The sequence below is a fragment of the Serratia sp. NPDC078593 genome (genome assembly GCF_050268245.1).
Classification (GTDB): Bacteria; Pseudomonadota; Gammaproteobacteria; order Enterobacterales; family Enterobacteriaceae; genus JBNNGK01.
This window is the reverse complement of sequence record NZ_JBNNGK010000002.1, coordinates 163,212-180,675: the sequence shown is the minus strand read 5'-3', so window position 1 is coordinate 180,675 and position 17,464 is coordinate 163,212. Positions and strand designations below refer to the sequence as shown.

Annotated in this window: 16 protein-coding genes; 6 read left to right on the top strand and 10 right to left on the bottom strand. The window is 53.5% G+C overall.

Annotation, left to right across the window (positions count from 1 at the left end; all coding sequences use genetic code 11):
- Positions 1-38 precede the first annotated feature (38 nt).
- The 8 genes from pxpA to ACQKDS_RS02855 all read right to left on the bottom strand — a co-directional run bounded on the left by pxpA (position 39) and on the right by ACQKDS_RS02855 (position 7,627).
- Entirely contained in the window at positions 39-776 is a 738-nt protein-coding gene (gene pxpA, locus ACQKDS_RS02890) for a 5-oxoprolinase subunit PxpA (protein WP_399665574.1), read from the bottom strand.
- Positions 766-1,698 (bottom strand): 5-oxoprolinase subunit PxpC, encoded by a 933-nt coding sequence (pxpC, locus tag ACQKDS_RS02885; RefSeq protein ID WP_399665571.1) that lies wholly within the window; start codon positions 1,696-1,698, stop codon positions 766-768. The genes pxpA and pxpC overlap by 11 nt, the downstream gene beginning before the upstream one ends.
- Positions 1,692-2,348 (bottom strand): 5-oxoprolinase subunit PxpB, encoded by a 657-nt coding sequence (gene pxpB, locus ACQKDS_RS02880; protein ID WP_399665568.1) that lies wholly within the window; start codon positions 2,346-2,348, stop codon positions 1,692-1,694. The genes pxpC and pxpB overlap by 7 nt, the downstream gene beginning before the upstream one ends.
- Positions 2,349-2,520: 172 nt before the next feature.
- Complete coding sequence (locus tag ACQKDS_RS02875) at positions 2,521-3,264, bottom strand: type 2 GTP cyclohydrolase I (protein ID WP_399665565.1); 744 nt, start codon at positions 3,262-3,264, stop codon at positions 2,521-2,523.
- A gap of 111 nt (positions 3,265-3,375) precedes the next feature.
- Positions 3,376-4,356 (bottom strand): MBL fold metallo-hydrolase, encoded by a 981-nt coding sequence (locus tag ACQKDS_RS02870; RefSeq protein ID WP_399665562.1) that lies wholly within the window; start codon positions 4,354-4,356, stop codon positions 3,376-3,378.
- A 22-nt stretch (positions 4,357-4,378) separates the two neighbouring features.
- Entirely contained in the window at positions 4,379-5,809 is a 1,431-nt protein-coding gene (gene phrB / locus ACQKDS_RS02865) for a deoxyribodipyrimidine photo-lyase (protein ID WP_399665559.1), read from the bottom strand.
- Positions 5,810-5,980: 171 nt separating this feature from the next.
- Complete coding sequence (locus tag ACQKDS_RS02860) at positions 5,981-6,934, bottom strand: YbgA family protein (RefSeq protein ID WP_399665556.1); 954 nt, start codon at positions 6,932-6,934, stop codon at positions 5,981-5,983.
- A 486-nt stretch (positions 6,935-7,420) separates the two neighbouring features.
- Complete coding sequence (locus ACQKDS_RS02855; protein WP_399665553.1) at positions 7,421-7,627, bottom strand: YbfA family protein; 207 nt, start codon at positions 7,625-7,627, stop codon at positions 7,421-7,423.
- A 495-nt stretch (positions 7,628-8,122) separates the two neighbouring features.
- Here ACQKDS_RS02855 and ACQKDS_RS02850 point away from each other — a divergent pair, with 495 nt between their 5' ends.
- From ACQKDS_RS02850 to kdpE, 6 genes are all read left to right on the top strand, one after another.
- Positions 8,123-8,212, top strand: coding sequence for a K(+)-transporting ATPase subunit F (locus tag ACQKDS_RS02850; RefSeq protein WP_427622494.1), 90 nt, complete (start codon positions 8,123-8,125; stop codon positions 8,210-8,212).
- Entirely contained in the window at positions 8,212-9,900 is a 1,689-nt protein-coding gene (gene kdpA, locus ACQKDS_RS02845) for a potassium-transporting ATPase subunit KdpA (RefSeq protein ID WP_399665550.1), read from the top strand. The genes ACQKDS_RS02850 and kdpA overlap by 1 nt, the downstream gene beginning before the upstream one ends.
- A gap of 27 nt (positions 9,901-9,927) precedes the next feature.
- On the top strand, positions 9,928-11,997 hold the full coding sequence (gene kdpB, locus ACQKDS_RS02840; RefSeq protein ID WP_399665547.1) for a potassium-transporting ATPase subunit KdpB: 2,070 nt from the start codon (positions 9,928-9,930) through the stop codon (positions 11,995-11,997).
- Positions 11,998-12,015: 18 nt separating this feature from the next.
- Positions 12,016-12,585, top strand: coding sequence for a potassium-transporting ATPase subunit KdpC (gene kdpC / locus ACQKDS_RS02835; protein WP_399665544.1), 570 nt, complete (start codon positions 12,016-12,018; stop codon positions 12,583-12,585).
- A 72-nt stretch (positions 12,586-12,657) separates the two neighbouring features.
- Positions 12,658-15,408, top strand: coding sequence for a two-component system sensor histidine kinase KdpD (kdpD, locus tag ACQKDS_RS02830; RefSeq protein ID WP_399665542.1), 2,751 nt, complete (start codon positions 12,658-12,660; stop codon positions 15,406-15,408).
- A complete protein-coding gene (gene kdpE, locus ACQKDS_RS02825) occupies positions 15,374-16,063 on the top strand; it encodes a two-component system response regulator KdpE (protein WP_399665539.1) in 690 nt (229 codons plus the stop codon). The genes kdpD and kdpE overlap by 35 nt, the downstream gene beginning before the upstream one ends.
- Before the next feature lie 26 nt (positions 16,064-16,089).
- Here kdpE and ACQKDS_RS02820 read toward each other — a convergent pair whose 3' ends face one another.
- Entirely contained in the window at positions 16,090-16,395 is a 306-nt protein-coding gene (locus ACQKDS_RS02820) for a DUF3861 domain-containing protein (RefSeq protein ID WP_399665536.1), read from the bottom strand.
- On the bottom strand, positions 16,395-17,021 hold the full coding sequence (locus ACQKDS_RS02815; protein WP_399665533.1) for a PadR family transcriptional regulator: 627 nt from the start codon (positions 17,019-17,021) through the stop codon (positions 16,395-16,397). The genes ACQKDS_RS02820 and ACQKDS_RS02815 overlap by 1 nt, the downstream gene beginning before the upstream one ends.
- Positions 17,022-17,464 lie beyond the last annotated feature (443 nt).

Here is a 17,464-nt window from a genome sequence, read left to right as displayed (position 1 = left end):
CCCATTTTGTCGTTATCAGTGATGTTGTGTTTGATGTTTTATTCTGCGCTGACGCTAATATTGTATTTTTTAAAGCTGTCACGCAGTTTTTGCGCATAGTCCAGCGCGTGTTCACCATCGCCGTGTAAGCAGACGGTTTCGGCCTGAACGGCGGCCCAGTTGCCTTCCACGCTGCGCACCCGATGATGGCGCACCATGTCCAGCGTTTGTTGCAACGCTTGCTCATCGTCTTCGATCAGCGCACCGGGCATTCCCCGCGGCACTAAGCTGCCATCAGCCTGGTAACCGCGATCGGCGAAGACTTCCTGGCGTGTCGCCAACCCGCGCTTTTCTCCCGCGCGAATCAGTTCACTGCCTGCCAAGCCGACCAATCGCAATGCCGGATCCACGGCCCATACCGCCTGAGCAATCGCTTCCGCCAATGCGGGCTCTTGTGCCGCCTGGTTATACAACATGCCATGCGGTTTGACGTGTACCATCACGCCCCCCTCAGCACGGGCGATAGCTGCCAGCGCACCAAGTTGATATACCACTTGTGCATACACCGTTTCCGGCGGTAACTGCATCCGCGTGCGACCAAAGTTTTGCCGATCGGGAAAACTGGGATGAGCACCAATCGCAACACCGTATTGCAAAGCCCAGCGCACTGACTGGCGCATGGTTTGCGCATCCCCGGCATGAAATCCGCAGGCGATGTTCGCAGAGCTGACCAGTTTAAGCAGCGCCCGATCGTTCATGCCGCCCTCGCCCAGATCGGCATTGAGATCAACGATCATTTAACCCCCAGTCAATTTGTTGGATAAAGCGATCCTGTTCGGCCTTAGCACGTTGTGCCTGCGCCACGGTACACGCCACGAAATGAATCGGTTCGCCCAAGCGGATCTGCGCCAAATGATAGAGATCGGCTTCGATCACGCAGGCGATGCGCGGATAACCGCCGGTGGTCTGTGCGTCCGCCATGAGCACTATCGGCTGCCCGTTCGGCGGTACTTGTACGACGCCAGGCAATAGACCGTGTGACAACATTTCGCGGTCAGTGGTACGCACCAGCGGCAGATTACCCTGCAGGCGATAGCCCATACGATTACTTTGCGGGCTGAGTTGCCACGCACTACGCCAAAAATTATCCTGTGATTCCGGTGAAAACTCATCGTATTCTGGCCCCGGTAATGCCCGAATGCGATTGTTAAACAGCAACTGTTTTACCCCAGCAATTTGCGTCGGGGAGGTGGCATTCCTACCCAGCGGCAGGCTATCGCCATCCTTAATCTGACGCCCTTGCAAACCACCAAAACCCGCTTTCAGATCGGTGCTACGCGAGTGGAGGATCTCGGGAACGGCAATACCACCAGCAATCGCCAGATAACTGCGCATACCGTGTTTCGGCAGATTCAACACCAACTGTTGCCCTGATTTCACCGGATAACGCCAGCCGGTCCACAGCGGTTTACCATCGAGCTGTGCATCACAACCGGCACCGGTCAGCGCTATCCATCCTGCCTGAGTGAATTCGGCACTGAACTGACCGAGGGTAATTTCCAGCCCGGCGGCTTCTGGCGTATTACCTACCAGCAGATTGGCAATCTTAAGCGCGGGTACGTCCAACGCGCCGCCCTGACTGACGCCTAACTGACGAAAACCGTTACGGCCCAGATCCTGTACCGTGGTGTAGATTCCAGCGCGTAAAATATTCAACATACGCCCTCCTTCTGCGGAATAAAGCGAACGTTATCGCCGGGGCGCAACGTCGTCGGTGGCGTGGCTTGCGGATTGAATAGTGCCAACGGTGTGCGGCCAATCAGTTGCCAGCCGCCCGGCGTAGTCAGCGGATAAATGCCGGTTTGGCTGCCCCCAATCCCTACCGTACCGGCAGCCACCGACAATCGCGGTTCAGCGCGGCGTGGAATAGTGAGCGCCTCCGGCATACCGCCCAGATAAGAAAAGCCAGGTTGGAAACCGAGAAAATACACCACGTAATCGACGGAAGCGTGGCACGCGACCACCTGCTGCGGCGTCATTCCGCTATGTCGGGCCACTTCCGCCAGATCGGGCCCCTGCTCCCCGCCGTAAATCACTGGAATCGCGACCGCGCGTGATTCCGGTATGCGCGTTTCATTGCTTTCCCACCCCTGTTGCAGTTGTTCCAGCATCAACTCGCTGTCAGCCTGCGGCGTATGTAGCAATAACGTCAGGTTATTCATACCCGGCACGACTTCCTGTACCTGTGGATGATGATTGAGTTTTTCAGCCAGCGCCCAGATGCGCTGCTGGCTGAACAGCGTCACTGGCGGTGTCAATTCAAGCACCACAGCTCTTTCACCCAATAGGTAATAACGTGCTCGTTGCACTCTTAACCTCCTTATTATTATTTGTAAAACGTATCAGTTATGCGCGAGCAATCGCCAGCTGTCAATAACACAACCGTCGATAAAAGAAGGGATTACCCGATTAAAACAGCGCAAATGATAAGGAAAAGCAGAGAATGAATGGGTTCAGATCGCTGAACCCATCAGGTAGAAATCAGGCAGGATTAGGGATATCAATGAAGGTCACATCAAAACCGTGATGTTGTGCTAACCATTCACCCAGGGCTTTGACCCCTCCGCGTTCGGTTGCGTGGTGGCCGGCAGCAAAGAAATGTACCCCCATTTCTCGTGCCGTGTGGATGGTTTGCTCCGAAACCTCACCGCTAATAAAGGCGTCAACACCAAAGCGCGCCGCGTTGTCGATAAAACCTTGACCACCACCGCTACACCAAGCAATGCGGCGAATCTGTGCAGGCGCATTATCACCACAATGTAGTACCGCACGCCCCAATTGTTTTTCGATCCGCTGCGTTAACTGCTCACCGCTTAGCGGTTGTTCAAACTCGCCGAATGGCACCAGCGGCTCGACGTCGCCCATAACCCGAATATCCAACAGGCGCGCGAGTTGGGCGTTATTGCCCAATACCGGATGCGCATCCAGCGGCAGATGATAGCCATACAGATTAATATCGTGGCTCAGCAACGTTTTTAAACGGTTGCGCTTCATGCCACGAACCACCGGCGCTTCGTTTTTCCAAAAATAGCCGTGATGCACCACGATGGCATCCGCCTGTTGTTCAACAGCCGCATCCAGTAACGCCTGGCACGCGGTGACGCCCGTGACAATACGCTGCACGTCCTGCCGCCCTTCAACCTGCAAACCATTCGGCGCATAATCCTGAAATGCCGCACAGTTGAGCTCGTTGTTAATCACGGTTTCCAATTCAAAATTACGCATACCTTTCTCTTTTCAACATAGTGTATTCATTGTTATTTATCTGCTTGCTTTCGGCATAGCAACGCACTCTCTGCCTGCCTGCAATCTTTCGCCACGCCAGCGCAGGGAAATTCAAAACTGTTGCCGATCGCCTTGTTCCATCAGGATAAATTTAACGCCAAGATCGTTGCCCTGTTCCAACTGTTGTTTAATCATCGTCCGTACCTGCTCGCCCTGCTTCAAGCTCGGTTTAATATGGCTAATGACCACCGGTAAGTCTTTTAGCGAGCCTTCACCACCGCTGTATTTTTGCAGGTTTTTCAGCTCCTTTAACAACCATTCTGGTGTCAAATGGCCGTGTAACTTTTTATCCGCTACGCCATTCGGATAGGATGTTTCGATAATCATTCCCTTTAATGTTTTCTGCTCGATTAACGGGCCTAATGTGCGCCAAATGGTGTCCAAATGACGCGACTGTTCAACCGCATCCGGCCCGGTATCGCCAAAATAGGCAAAAGAACCCCGGCGGTCAGACAGCAGCACCATCGAAGAGGGATAGCGATTATGGCTAAGCGGGAACAACACGCCGCTTAACCCGGTGGTACCGAAGGTGAAGCGTTGTTGTTCACGTACTGGCTGTAAGCGATAGGTTCCCAGACGCGTACCATTGCCTGAATCGGTGAAATTAGGCCAGGCTCGCCAGTTAAAATAATGGTTACGCAACGTCAATACGGTGTCAGTGGCCGTATAAATGGTTTTTTTATCATCTTCAGGCGAGCCGATAATCAACCCCGCCACATGGTCGAGATGAGCATGACTAATAAAGTAGCTGCCAATCAGGCGACGAAAAATGTATCCCTGCGGCGTCAGGGGTGCTGCGAGTTCCGATGTCACCTGCGGAAAACTGCCCTTTTCCAATCCCTTGGCGATGCCTGGCATCAGTGAACCAGCATCCAGCGCCACATACTGCGTTTGATTGTCACCGCGGATCAGGTATGACGTCATATTACCATCACTGACGCCCCCCTCTACCCCCAGCGCAACCACATCGAACCCTGCCAGCGCCAACGCTGAATAGCCGCTGAGGCAAACAGCCAGTACCTTCTTCAACATAAGTTTGCTCCTTGCTGTCGCGTTAACACGCCCCGCGTTTCGCCGCTTCGAAGGCTGCCAGTGTGGCAAGCCTAGCCTGCTGGTGATCGACAATCGGCAAGGGGTAATCCATCACGCGTTGCTGTTTTTCCGCCCAACGGTGGGGGTGGTGAAGTTCATTGTCCGGTACATCCGCCAACTCGGGTAACCACTTACGGATAAATGTGCCTTGTGGATCAAAGCGTTTGCTTTGGGTCGTTGGGTTAAAGATACGAAAATACGGCGCTGCATCCGTACCGGTAGAAGCCGCCCACTGCCAGCCGCCGTTGTTAGCGGCCAGATCGCCGTCCAACAGTTGCGACATGAAATATTGCTCGCCCACGCGCCAGTCGATCAGTAAATCCTTAACCAAAAAACTGGCACTGATCATGCGCAAGCGGTTATGCATCCAGCCGGTTTGATTCAATTGCCGCATCGCGGCATCAACAATCGGATAACCGGTTCGCCCTTGTTGCCAGGCCAATAACGCTTCGCTATCGGTACGCCAAGCTACCTTATCCGTCCAGTCAATAAACGGACGGTGCCGACACAATGCAGGATTGGCCACCATCAAGTGGCGATAAAACTCGCGCCAAATCAGTTCATTTAACCAGCAAAATGCGCCACCATCGGGGTTTTCCAATAGATCAGGGCATTCTGCGCGTAGACGATTCACACATTGGCGCGGTGACAGCGCGCCAATCGCTAAATACGGCGACAGGCAACTGGTGCCATCAATCGCGGGGAAATCACGTTGTTGATGATAATCCTGTACCTGCTCACGGCAAAAATGGCGTAACCGGCGCAATGCAGCCTCTTCACCGACCGGGAAAGCATCACCAATATCCGCCGCCGGGTAATCAAATCGGGTCGGCAATTCAGTCAGTTCCACAGGACCATGCTCACGAACGGCAGGGGCGGGCAGACTCCGGATATCACTTTCTGTCAGACGTTGAATAAACGCCTTACGAAACGGTGTATAGACCTTGTACATTTCACCACTGCCGGTTTGTACGCTACCGGGTGGCAGTAACAGGCTGTCATCAAACGCGTGGCAGGTGATTGACGCTGACAAACGCTGCGTCAGTTGCCGATCGCGCTGTTGTTCATTTATCTCATACTGGCGATTATAAAACAGCGCATCGACACCCGCGCGCTGGCAAAAATCGGCTAACCAATCAACGGACGCGGAAAAATCAGCACATTGGTGGACCGTCAGCGCGATCCCGCGCGCAGCCAGCGCCTGTTGCAGTGGCAATAATGTGGCATGGATAAACGCCGCCTGGCGCGGCGCCATGTGATGTTGCTGCCATTGCTGCGGCGTGGCGATAAACACCGCCATCACTTTGGCCTGCGGATCGCGGCAGGCGGCATGCAACGCTTGGTTATCGGTGATACGTAGATCGTTACGCAACCAGACCAAATGAGTGGTCATACTCTTTCCTTAATTCACGCCTATCGCGGTAGACAACTCGAGCTTAGCCCGCTAATACCTGCGGCGGTTATCACGCTAATTCCCCGCAGGCGATGTTGTTGTTCGTCTTGTTACGCGCTGGGTTGTCGGCGCACTCAACGCCAATGAGCACGATCATGGCTTAATCAGCGATCAGTGGCCGTAACGCAGTCGCAGCGCTTCCGGGTAAGGTTCAAAATAACGTTGTTGTGCCAGGTAGCTATCGGGGTACTCTGCCATATAGTGTTTTAACAGGGTGATCGGTGCCAGCAACGGCTGCACCCCTTGGCGATAGCGATCGATTAACTGCGCCAGTTCCTGCCGCTGCGCGGGGCTAAGCTGTCGGCGAAAATACCCTTGTACATGCATCAATACGTTAGTGTGGTTACGCCGTGTGGCTTTATGCGCCAACAGTGACATCAAACGGTTACGGTATTCCTGAGCAAAAGCCTCTAACGATTGCCACTTGTCGATACCCGCCACAAAGCGCCCCAGCTCACGATATTCAGCCTGAGAATGCGCTAATAGCAACAGTTTATAACGACTATGGAAAGCAATCAGACCGCCGCGCGTCAACCCTTTACGCCACAGCATATTGAGCTCATAAAGCGTGTACACACGTCCGACAAAGTTCTCTCGCAATTCCGCATCATTCAGGCGCCCATCTTCCTCTACCGGCAACCACGGCATTTGGCGCATCAGTTCCGCCGTAAACAGCCCAACGCCACTTTTGCGCGCGCCGTCACCGTTCTCACTGTACACTCTGACGCGCTCCATGCCGCAGCTAGGCGATTTCGAACACACGATGTAACCGCACAGATGCTGCAACGTGGCCACACGCTCGGCGGAAAATTGCTGCATTTTATCAGTCACATCCACAGAACTGTCATTGCTGTTGCATAACGCAATGCGCTGATCCTTTTTTATCAACCGAAGCGCCGGGCGCGGCGCGGGTAAACCGATCGCCATTTCAGGGCAAATCGCTTCAAACTGAACGAACGGCGCTAATTGTTCCACGGCAAATGCCAACCGTTTATGCCCGCCATCAAAACGTACCGCGCCCCCTAACAGGCAAGCGCTGATCCCAACCGGAATTTTATCACTCATTATTCGCTCCCCATCTTATGGCTGACAGTAAAAGTGTAGAATAATTGGAGGCTTAATACGACCTGTCAGCGATCAATGCCATAAAAAACAGGCGAATGAAAGCGGCGAAAAGCGTCATGTTGCTCCGTTAAGCCAGAGCGGCATACAACGTTATTTTTGAGGTACGGCCGTAGATTGCCCGCAAAGCCGCAAACGTTATTTTACCTTGGCGTTAAGCCATGATCAGCGCCGTAGATGTGGGATTAGCAATCAGCGAGGTGCGCACAGCGTTACCGCCATAAAAGGCGACGAACAACGCAATGGGGCAGAAACAAAGGAAAAAGCGCCATGATCGGCGCTTTTAGGCGAGACAAAAAGACTCATCGCGTCATGCACAAACAAGGAATGCGTGCCGTTGGCGCAGCCCACCGCCTGAGTTTGGCAAGTGATCGAAACGGCACAGCGCAAAGCGCAAAGCGCGAAAATAACCGATGAAATCAGCGTAGCTTAGTAAAAATCGCAGGACGCTAATTCAGCTTGTTGCAGCCACACCGGCTTGTCGCTGGTTTTAGACCAGACCCGGTGAAGATAGCTGTAGAAACGTGCACGATCGGATCGGAAGATCATCACCGGTAATGCCAGCACACCAGCAACAATGACTGCGCTACGACGCAGGAGAATCCGATGTAATGGGTAAGCGTGGTACATGTTCATGCGAACCTCCTAAAATGTCCTCCATATTTGCTGCCGCCTCGGCTCACTTGTCCATCCCGTCACTGCGTGTTCCAGCGCCAAGATTTACACGCTTACCGCCTTGAAGCGATAGCAATTATTTTGGATAAGCCTAACGCTGGCCATTGAATACAACCGTCAGGAACGGCGCAGCGCAAAAAAAAATAAGATGATTTGGAAACTGTGCAAAATTTTAGCGCATTGTTTGAAAGTTTACCACTCATCCGACCACTAAATTGCACAAAAAATCGCTAATTTTTTTATTGTAATGAAATTTTGTTACAGCATGGTTAATTATTAACTAAACATGGGTTACTGTGTGGTTTTTATCTGCATTCCATGCCGTGCGATATTTCCGCGGGCTAACCCCGTTATTTTTATCTTTTTTTTACACCGACCCGACTCTTTTTATCATCTTCTTTCTACTGCCCTCCTTACACTTCCGCTAACACAAACTTACACCTGTGGAGGTGTCCCGTGAGTCTCAGCGTTATTGCAAGTGCGCTGTTAGTCCTGTTGCTGTTGAGCTATCTGATTTACGCCCTGTTTAACGCGGAGGAATTCTGATGGCTGCTTCGGCCTTATTATTAATTGCCAGTTTCTTACTGGTATTACTGGTGCTCGCCCGTGGGTTAGGCGGATTTTTAGCACGCCTGATTGAAGGTGAGCCCATGCCAATATTGCGCCAATTTGAAGCCGGAGTGTGGCGTTGTGCTGGCGCTGATCGCGCAGAAATGAATGGGTGGCACTATGCAATAGCTATCGTGGTATTCAACCTATTGGGGATCGCACTGCTGTTGGCATTGCTGATGGGGCAAGGCTCGTTACCGCTCAACCCACAAGGCTTGCCTGGGCTGTCATGGCATTTGGCACTGAACACTGCCGTCAGCTTTGCGACCAATACCAATTGGCAGGCTTATAGCGGTGAAAGCACATTGAGTTATCTCAGCCAAATGGCTGGGTTAACCGTGCAAAACTTCTTGTCGGCTGCAACCGGTATTGCCGTGGCATTTGCGTTGATTCGTGCCTTTACACGCCGTTCGAGCAGCACAATAGGCAATGCCTGGATGGATATTCTGCGCATCACGCTGTATGTGCTGTTGCCCATTTCATTGATTATTGCCCTATTTTTTGTCAGCCAAGGGGTTTTGCAAAATCTGTCGCCTTATCTGCACATAAGCACGCTCGAAGGTGCGCAACAAACGCTGCCGATGGGGCCAGTCGCTTCACAGGAAGCGATCAAAATGCTCGGTACCAATGGTGGGGGCTTTTTTGGTGCCAATTCCTCACACCCCTTCGAAAACCCGACGGTGATGAGTAACTTTGTGCAGATGCTGGCGATCTTTCTGATCCCATGCGCCTTGTGCTTTGCCTTTGGGCAGGTGGCTGGCGATAACCGTCAAGGCCATGCGTTGATCTGGGCTATGGGGCTGATTTTCGTCGTCGCAGTTGCGGTGGTGATGAACGCTGAACTGGCTGGTAACCCGAACCTAAGCGCATTAGGCAGCGCCAGCGATATGAATATGGAAGGTAAAGAATCGCGCTTCGGTATTCTCGCCAGTAGCCTGTTTTCAGTCGTGACCACGGCGGCTTCGTGTGGCGCAGTCAATGCCATGCACGACTCATTCACCGCGCTAGGCGGCATGATACCGCTTTGGCTCATGCAGATAGGTGAAGTGATCTTCGGCGGCGTCGGCTCCGGCTTGTACGGCATGTTGTTATTCGTATTGCTGACGGTATTTATCGCCGGGCTGATGATCGGACGTACGCCGGAATATCTCGGTAAGAAGATTGACGTGTATGACATGAAGATGACTGCGCTGGCGATTTTGGTCACGCCCACTCTGGTATTGCTGGGTAGCGCGCTGGCCATCGGTACCGACGCCGGTCGCGCGGGCATTCTCAACCCGGGCGCTCACGGTTTCAGTGAAGTGCTGTATGCCCTTTCCTCTGCGGCCAATAACAATGGCAGCGCCTTCGGTGGGCTCAGTGTCAATACCCCGTTCTACAACCTGTTGTTGGCATTCGTGATGTTTGTTGGTCGTTTCGGCGTCATTTTGCCGGTGCTGGCAATTGCTGGCTCACTGATCGCGAAGAAACGTCAGCCGGCAGGTAATGGCACGCTTCCAACCACCGGGCCACTGTTTATCGGTCTATTAATTGGCACTGTATTGCTGATCGGTGCGTTGACCTTCGTTCCCGCGTTGGCGCTAGGCCCAGTGGCCGAACATTTGCAACTTTGGTTGGCAAACTAACCGACGTCATAAAGAGAGAAGAAAACGATGACTCGCAAACAACGTGCGCTGTTTGACCCCGCGCTGATGCGTACCGCAATGCTTGATGCGTTGAAAAAACTGGATCCGCGCGTTCAATGGCGCAACCCGGTGATGTTCGTGGTATACCTCGGCAGCATCCTGACCACCGCTATCTGGCTGAGCATGCTGGCGGGACAAAGCGTCGGCGATACCGCCTTTACCGGCAGTATCGCGCTGTGGCTATGGTTTACCGTCCTGTTCGCTAACGTTGCCGAAGCGTTAGCCGAAGGCCGTAGTAAAGCGCAGGCGGAAAGCCTGAAAGGAACCAAGAAAACCATCTGGGCGAAAAAACTAACCGCCGCGAAACGCCAAGCCACCAGCGAGAAAGTCTCGGCAGAGAGCCTGCGCAAAGGCGATATCGTGCTGGTCGAAGCGGGCGACACCATCCCTTGCGACGGCGAAGTGCTGGAAGGCGGAGCCTCAGTGGATGAAAGCGCCATTACCGGCGAATCGGCGCCGGTCATTCGTGAGTCCGGCGGCGACTTTTCCTCCGTCACTGGGGGCACCCGCGTGCTGTCCGACTGGCTAGTGGTGCAGTGTAGCGTCAATCCAGGAGAAACCTTCTTGGATCGCATGATCGCGATGGTGGAAGGCGCGAAACGTCGTAAAACCCCAAACGAAGTGGCACTGACCATTTTACTGGTGGCACTGACCATCGTATTCGTACTGGCAACCGCGACCCTACTGCCCTTTTCACAGTACAGCGTAGACGCGGCGGGCAGCGGTAGCGCCATCACCCTTACCGTTCTGGTCGCGCTGTTGGTCTGCCTGATCCCCACCACCATCGGCGGGCTGCTTTCCGCCATCGGCGTGGCCGGTATGAGCCGTATGCTCGGTGCCAATGTCATTGCTACCAGCGGTCGCGCCGTTGAGGCCGCTGGCGACGTCGACGTCTTGTTACTGGATAAAACCGGTACGATTACCCTCGGTAATCGTCAGGCATCGGAGTTTTTGCCCGCGCCTGGGGTAAAAGAACAGGAATTAGCTGACGCAGCACAATTGTCATCGCTGGCGGATGAAACGCCGGAAGGCCGCAGCATTGTGGTACTGGCAAAGCAACGCTTTAACCTGCGAGAGCGTGATTTACAGACCTTAAACGCAACGTTTGTGCCATTTTCGGCTCAAACCCGCATGAGTGGCGTCAATGTTCAAGACCGCATGATTCGTAAAGGTGCGGTGGATGCCATCCGCCGTCATGTCGAATCGAATCACGGCCACTTTCCAACCGCCGTGGATGCGCTGGTAGAAAGCGTGGCGCGCACCGGCGGTACACCGCTGGTCGTCGCCGAAGGGCCGCGCGTGCTGGGGGTGGTGGCGCTGAAAGATATCGTCAAAGGGGGTATCAAAGAGCGCTTCGCCGAACTGCGTAAAATGGGGATTAAAACGGTGATGATTACCGGCGACAATCGGCTGACTGCCGCCGCCATCGCCGCCGAAGCCGGGGTAGATGATTTTCTGGCAGAGGCAACGCCGGAAGCCAAACTGGCGTTGATTCGCCAATATCAGGCTGAAGGCCGGCTGGTGGCCATGACGGGCGACGGAACCAATGATGCCCCCGCGCTGGCTCAGGCCGATGTGGCGGTGGCGATGAACTCCGGCACCCAAGCCGCCAAAGAAGCGGGTAATATGGTCGATTTAGACTCCAACCCAACCAAGCTGATCGAAGTGGTGCACATTGGTAAACAGATGCTGATGACCCGCGGCTCACTCACCACGTTTAGTATCGCCAACGATGTGGCGAAATACTTCGCGATTATTCCCGCGGCATTTGCTGCCACCTACCCGCAGCTTAATGCGCTGAACGTCATGCATCTGCATTCCCCGTCCTCGGCCATTATGTCCGCGGTTATTTTCAACGCGCTGGCGATCGTCTTTTTGATCCCATTGGCATTGAAAGGTGTCAGTTATAAAGCGCTGAGTGCCGCTGCACTGTTGCGCCGTAATCTCTGGTTATATGGTATGGGCGGGCTGTTAGTGCCCTTTGTCGGTATCAAGCTGATTGATCTGCTGCTCATGGCATTGCACATTGCCGGTTAAATTTGAGAGGAAATGCTGATGTCTTATTTACGTCCTTCGCTGGTGATATTGCTTTTGCTGTCACTGATTACCGGTATGGCTTATCCGTTGTTGACCACTGGGCTGGCGCAGTTGTTGTTTGCTAAACAAGCCAATGGCTCACTGATGTATCAAGATAATAACGTCGTTGGATCTGCGCTAATCGGCCAAAACTTCACTCAACCTAAATATTTTTGGGGCCGCCCTTCTGCTACTGCTGACTCGGCTTATAATGCCGCTGCCTCTGGCGGTAGCAACCTGGCAACCTCCAATCCGGCGTTAAACCAAACCATTGCTGAACGCGCCGCGCAATTACGGCAGGCAAACCCAGCCATGCACGGGCCGATTCCGGTCGATCTGCTCACCGCCTCTGCCAGCGGGCTCGATCCGCACATTTCCATTGCGGCGGCGCACTATCAATTGGCTCGCGTAGCCGCAGCGCGACATTTATCATCCGCGCAGGTGGCGGCATTGATCGATAAAAATATCGATCTCGCCACGCCGAGTTTTATGGGCGAATCAGTCGTCAACGTGTTGAAGCTGAATATGGCGCTAGATGCGCTAAAGTAACAGCAGGTTAAGCGATAGCTTCAAGGGTTCGGTGCGCCGGGCCCGTTTTGCGTTGAGTGACAAGGATCCAAAATGGTTGATGAACAACAGCGCCCCGATCCAGACAGCCTGCTGGCTGTCGCCAATGAAAAGACGCGCGGCCGACTGAAAGTGTTTTTTGGTGCCTGTGCCGGGGTGGGCAAAACCTACGCCATGCTGCAAGAGGCACAACGCCTGCGAGCACAAGGCTTGGATGTGCTGGTTGGCGTAGTCGAAACGCATGGCCGTAGCGAAACCGCAGCGTTGTTGAACGATTTAGCCGTGCTACCGCAAAAGCGCATCCAACACCGTGGCCGCACGGTGCACGAATTCGATCTCGATGCCGCGTTGGCACGCCACCCCGCCCTGATCCTGATGGACGAACTGGCGCACAGCAATGCGCACGGCTCACGCCATCCCAAGCGTTGGCAAGACGTCACCGAGCTGTTGGATGCCGGTATCGACGTATTGACCACGGTCAACGTACAACACTTGGAAAGTTTGAACGATGTGGTCGGCAGCGTCACCGGCATTCGGGTGCGCGAAACCGTACCCGATCGCATCTTTGACGAGGCGAGCGAAGTGGTACTGGTGGATCTGCCACCAGACGATCTGCGTCAGCGGCTGAACGAGGGGAAGGTCTACATTCCAGGCCAAGCCGAACGCGCTATCGAACACTTCTTTCGCAAGGGGAATCTGATCGCATTGCGTGAGTTAGCGCTGCGTCGCACAGCCGATCGGGTTGATGATCAAATGCGTGCTTTTCGCGATACGCAGGGGCGTGAAAAAGTCTGGCACACCCGCGACAGTATTTTACTGTGCGTCGGTCATAACCATGGCAACGAAAAGCTAGTTCGCATTGCCGCCCGCCTAGCGGCACGTCTTGGCTGCCTCTGGCACGCGGTGTATGTCGAAACGCCGAAACTGCATCGTCTACCGGAAAACCAGCGCCGGGCGATTTTGCGGGCGCTGCGGCTGGCGCAAGAATTGGGGGCGGAAACCGCCACACTGTCTGATCCTTGCGAAGAACGTGCAATTCTCCGTTATGCCCGCGAGCATAATCTGGGCAAAATCATTATTGGCCGACGGGGTGAACAACGTTGGAAATTCCGCCGTAGCTTTGCCGACCGTCTTGGGCATTTGGGCCCGGATCTCGATCTGGTGATCGTGGCGCTGGAAGAGGAAAGCGCGCCACTGCCGGCCAAAGAAACGGACAGCCGTCACTTCACTGAAAAATGGCGAATTCAATTGCAAGGTTGTGCCGTCGCCTTCGCATTATGTGCACTTATAACATTATTGACCCAATGGTTACTGCCCGGTTTTGATCAGGCAAATCTGGTGATGGTCTATTTACTTGGCGTGGTGATCGTGGCCCTCTTCTTCGGCCGTTGGCCGTCGGTTCTGGCCGCCGTAATCAACGTCGCCAGTTTCGATTTATTCTTTGTCCAACCGCATTGGTCCTTCGCCGTCAGCGACGTGCAATATTTGCTGACGTTTGCGGTGATGCTGATCGTCGGCATTACCGTCGGTAACTTAACCGCCGGCGTGCGCTATCAGGCGCGGGTAGCGCGTTATCGCGAACAACGAGCGCGTCACCTGTATGAAATATCTCGCGGTTTGAGCCAATCCCTGACCATTGGGGATATTGCCAAAACCAGCCGCCATTTCCTTTCCCGTAGTTTCCAGGCGAAAACCGTACTGTTGCTGCCGCAGGATGACGGTCAATTGCAACAAATGGCTGGCGAAGATGGCGGTCTGTTGTCAGTGGATGAGGCCATCGCCCGTTGGAGTTATGACAAAGGCCTTCCGGCAGGAGCCGGAACCGATACGCTGCCCGGCGTGCCGTATCAATTGCTGCCGCTGACCACCTCGCAACAGACCTACGGCCTGTTGGCCATCGAACCGAACAACGTGCGGCAGTTGATGGTGCCGGAGCAACAACGGTTGCTACAAACATTTACCGTGCTGATCGCCAGTGCGCTAGAGCGTTTGCAACTGGCGCGTAGCGCAGCCGAAGCCAAACTGGACATCGAGCGAGAACAGCTTCGCAATTCGCTGTTAGCCGCACTGTCCCATGACTTACGTACGCCGCTCACCGTCCTGTTTGGTCAAGCTGAAATTCTCACGCTTGATCTGGCGACGGAAGGTTCCAAACACGCTCATCAAGCCGGTCAAATCCGTCAACACGTGCTGAGTACCACGCGTCTGGTTAACAATCTATTAGATATGGCGCGTATTCAGTCTGGCGGTTTCAACCTACGTAAAGAGTGGCAATCATTGGAAGAGATTGTCGGTGCATCACTGCACATGCTGGAGCCCCTACTCAGCCAACATGACATCAAGGTTGAATTACCCAATGAGATGGTCTTGATCAACTGTGATGGGAGTTTGCTCGAACGCGTATTCACTAACCTATTGGAAAATGCCAATAAATATGCCGGCCACGATGCTATCATTGGTATTCGTGCCCGTACCTTGCCAGATTGGTTAGAGGTTGAGGTCTGGGATAACGGCCCCGGTATTCCCTTGGCGCAAAAGCAGCTTATTTTTGATAAATTTGCCCGGGGAAATAAAGAGTCTGCCATCCCCGGCGTCGGTTTAGGCTTAGCGATTTGCCGTGCCATTATTGAAGTTCACGGCGGCCGAATTTGGGTAGAAAACCGCCCCCACGGAGGCGCCAGTTTTAACTTCCTGCTTCCGCTGGAAAAAATGCCGGAAATAGACAGCGAATCTTTTGATTTAGCGATAACCAACGGAGACAAAGAGACTCGTGACCATAACGCCAATCAATATATTGATCGTTGAAGACGAAAAAGAAATCCGGCGTTTTGTGCGCACCGCACTGGAAAGCGAAGGGTTACGGGTCTTTGAAAGCGAAACGCTGCAACGTGGGCTGATCGAAGCCGGCACCCGTAAACCGGATTTAATTATCCTCGATTTAGGCTTGCCGGATGGCAATGGGTTAAGTTTCATCCGCGATCTACGCCAATGGAGCGCCATTCCGGTCATCGTATTGTCGGCGCGTATTGCCGAAGAAGATAAAGTATCAGCACTGGATGCCGGTGCTGATGACTACCTCAGCAAACCCTTTGGTATCGGTGAGCTGCTGGCGCGTGTGCGGGTGGCGCTGCGTCGGCATGCCAGCAACCAACAAGAAAGCCCGTTAGTGAGCTTCTCGCACATTACCGTTGACCTGATTAATCGACGAGTTCTAAGCAATGGCGAAGATGTACACTTAACGCCGATTGAATTTCGCTTGCTGTCAGAGCTGTTAGCCAATGCCGGTAAGGTGATAACCCAACGTCAATTACTGAGCCACGTCTGGGGGCCAAATTACGTCGAACACAACCATTATCTGCGCATCTATATGGGGCATTTGCGTCAGAAACTGGAGGCCGATCCGGCACGGCCAAAACATTTACTGACCGAAACCGGTGTCGGCTATCGTTTTATGCCGTAACGGTATCGGCTATCACTCTCAGCCCCTCACGACGCGTTTGTCGGGCCTTTCTTCAAACCGACCATGAACGCTTTAAACGCTTCACGCAGGGGCGTAAACACCGGGTGTTTGCGATGTTCAATCATCACTTCAGAAAATAACTTCAAGCCAACGGCGAACGCCGCGCTGTTCTCTGCCCCGAAAGCCAAGTCTTCACGCCCCTGAATCCGTTCAACAATGGCAAGAATATCGTCGTGATTTTCAACTTCAAACACCAAAGGCGTTTTTTCTACCGGCTCACCTTGACGGTCGCTCAGGGCTTCCACGGTTATGCGAAAACGATGTCCTAGCATCAATTCAGCTCCTCAGATTGTTCAGCCTGCGCCACTTCGGTCTCAATGCTTTCCACGGCGGTCAGTAACGCCTGATTAATTCGCTCAACTTGCTGTTGCGTCAGATCGGCGCGCATCATGTTACCGCGCAGTACACATTTCAATCGGCGCATCGTATCGGCAATGCCTTCGGCCAAATTACCCTCACGGCGGCGGCTAACATCGGCCAAGCGGGCAAAAATCACGTCAACGGCAGGTTGATGTTGCACCAATTCTGCCTTACCCAGTTCGGTAATTTGGTAACTTTTACGCCCATTCCCCGTAGTGGTAGCCACGAGAAAATCCTGCTCTTCCAGCAGCGTCAGGGTCGGGTAAATAACCCCTGGGCTTGGCACGTATAGACCGGAAGACGCCTCTTCGATCGCTTTGATCAACTCATAACCGTGGCTCGGTTTGCGTTCAACCAACGCCAACAGCACCATGCGCAAATCGCCATGTTCAAACAAACGATGCAACTTGCTGCCACGCCCACGACCGCCGCTGTGATGGCGCCCGGCACGATGATGATGACGGCGATGTTGGCAGTGCCCCTCAGCCAAAGCCTCTTGTCGAGCCAGGCAACGCTCGGAGCGAAAACGATGAAACATAAGATCAACCTCTCACTGATTTTTAGATATATCTAATTTAGATCGATATATCTAAATCAGCAAGAAAAAACTTAATTTAGATACATCTAAATCGCATGAATAAAAAATCGCTGTAACAACAGCGCCTTAATATATTGATAAAACCAGTTATTTGGAAAGGCGTGACGATAGGAGTGTTGTGGTATTAGCCAACGGAGCGCCCCCCGTGTGTCAAGCCGACTCTCAGGGCATCAGACGGCGTGATCATCAACCTCAGGTCAGGCATGCCTGACCACTACGACATCAGCAAATGTTGACGTAATCAGTGCCCGTCGTTTCCTACTGACGGTTGGAGCAAGGGCAGGCTAAATGTATAACGCTAAGACGGCGTGATCATCAACCGCAGATCAGGCATGCCTGACCCCTACGACATCAGCCAATGTTGACGTAATCAGTGCCCGTCG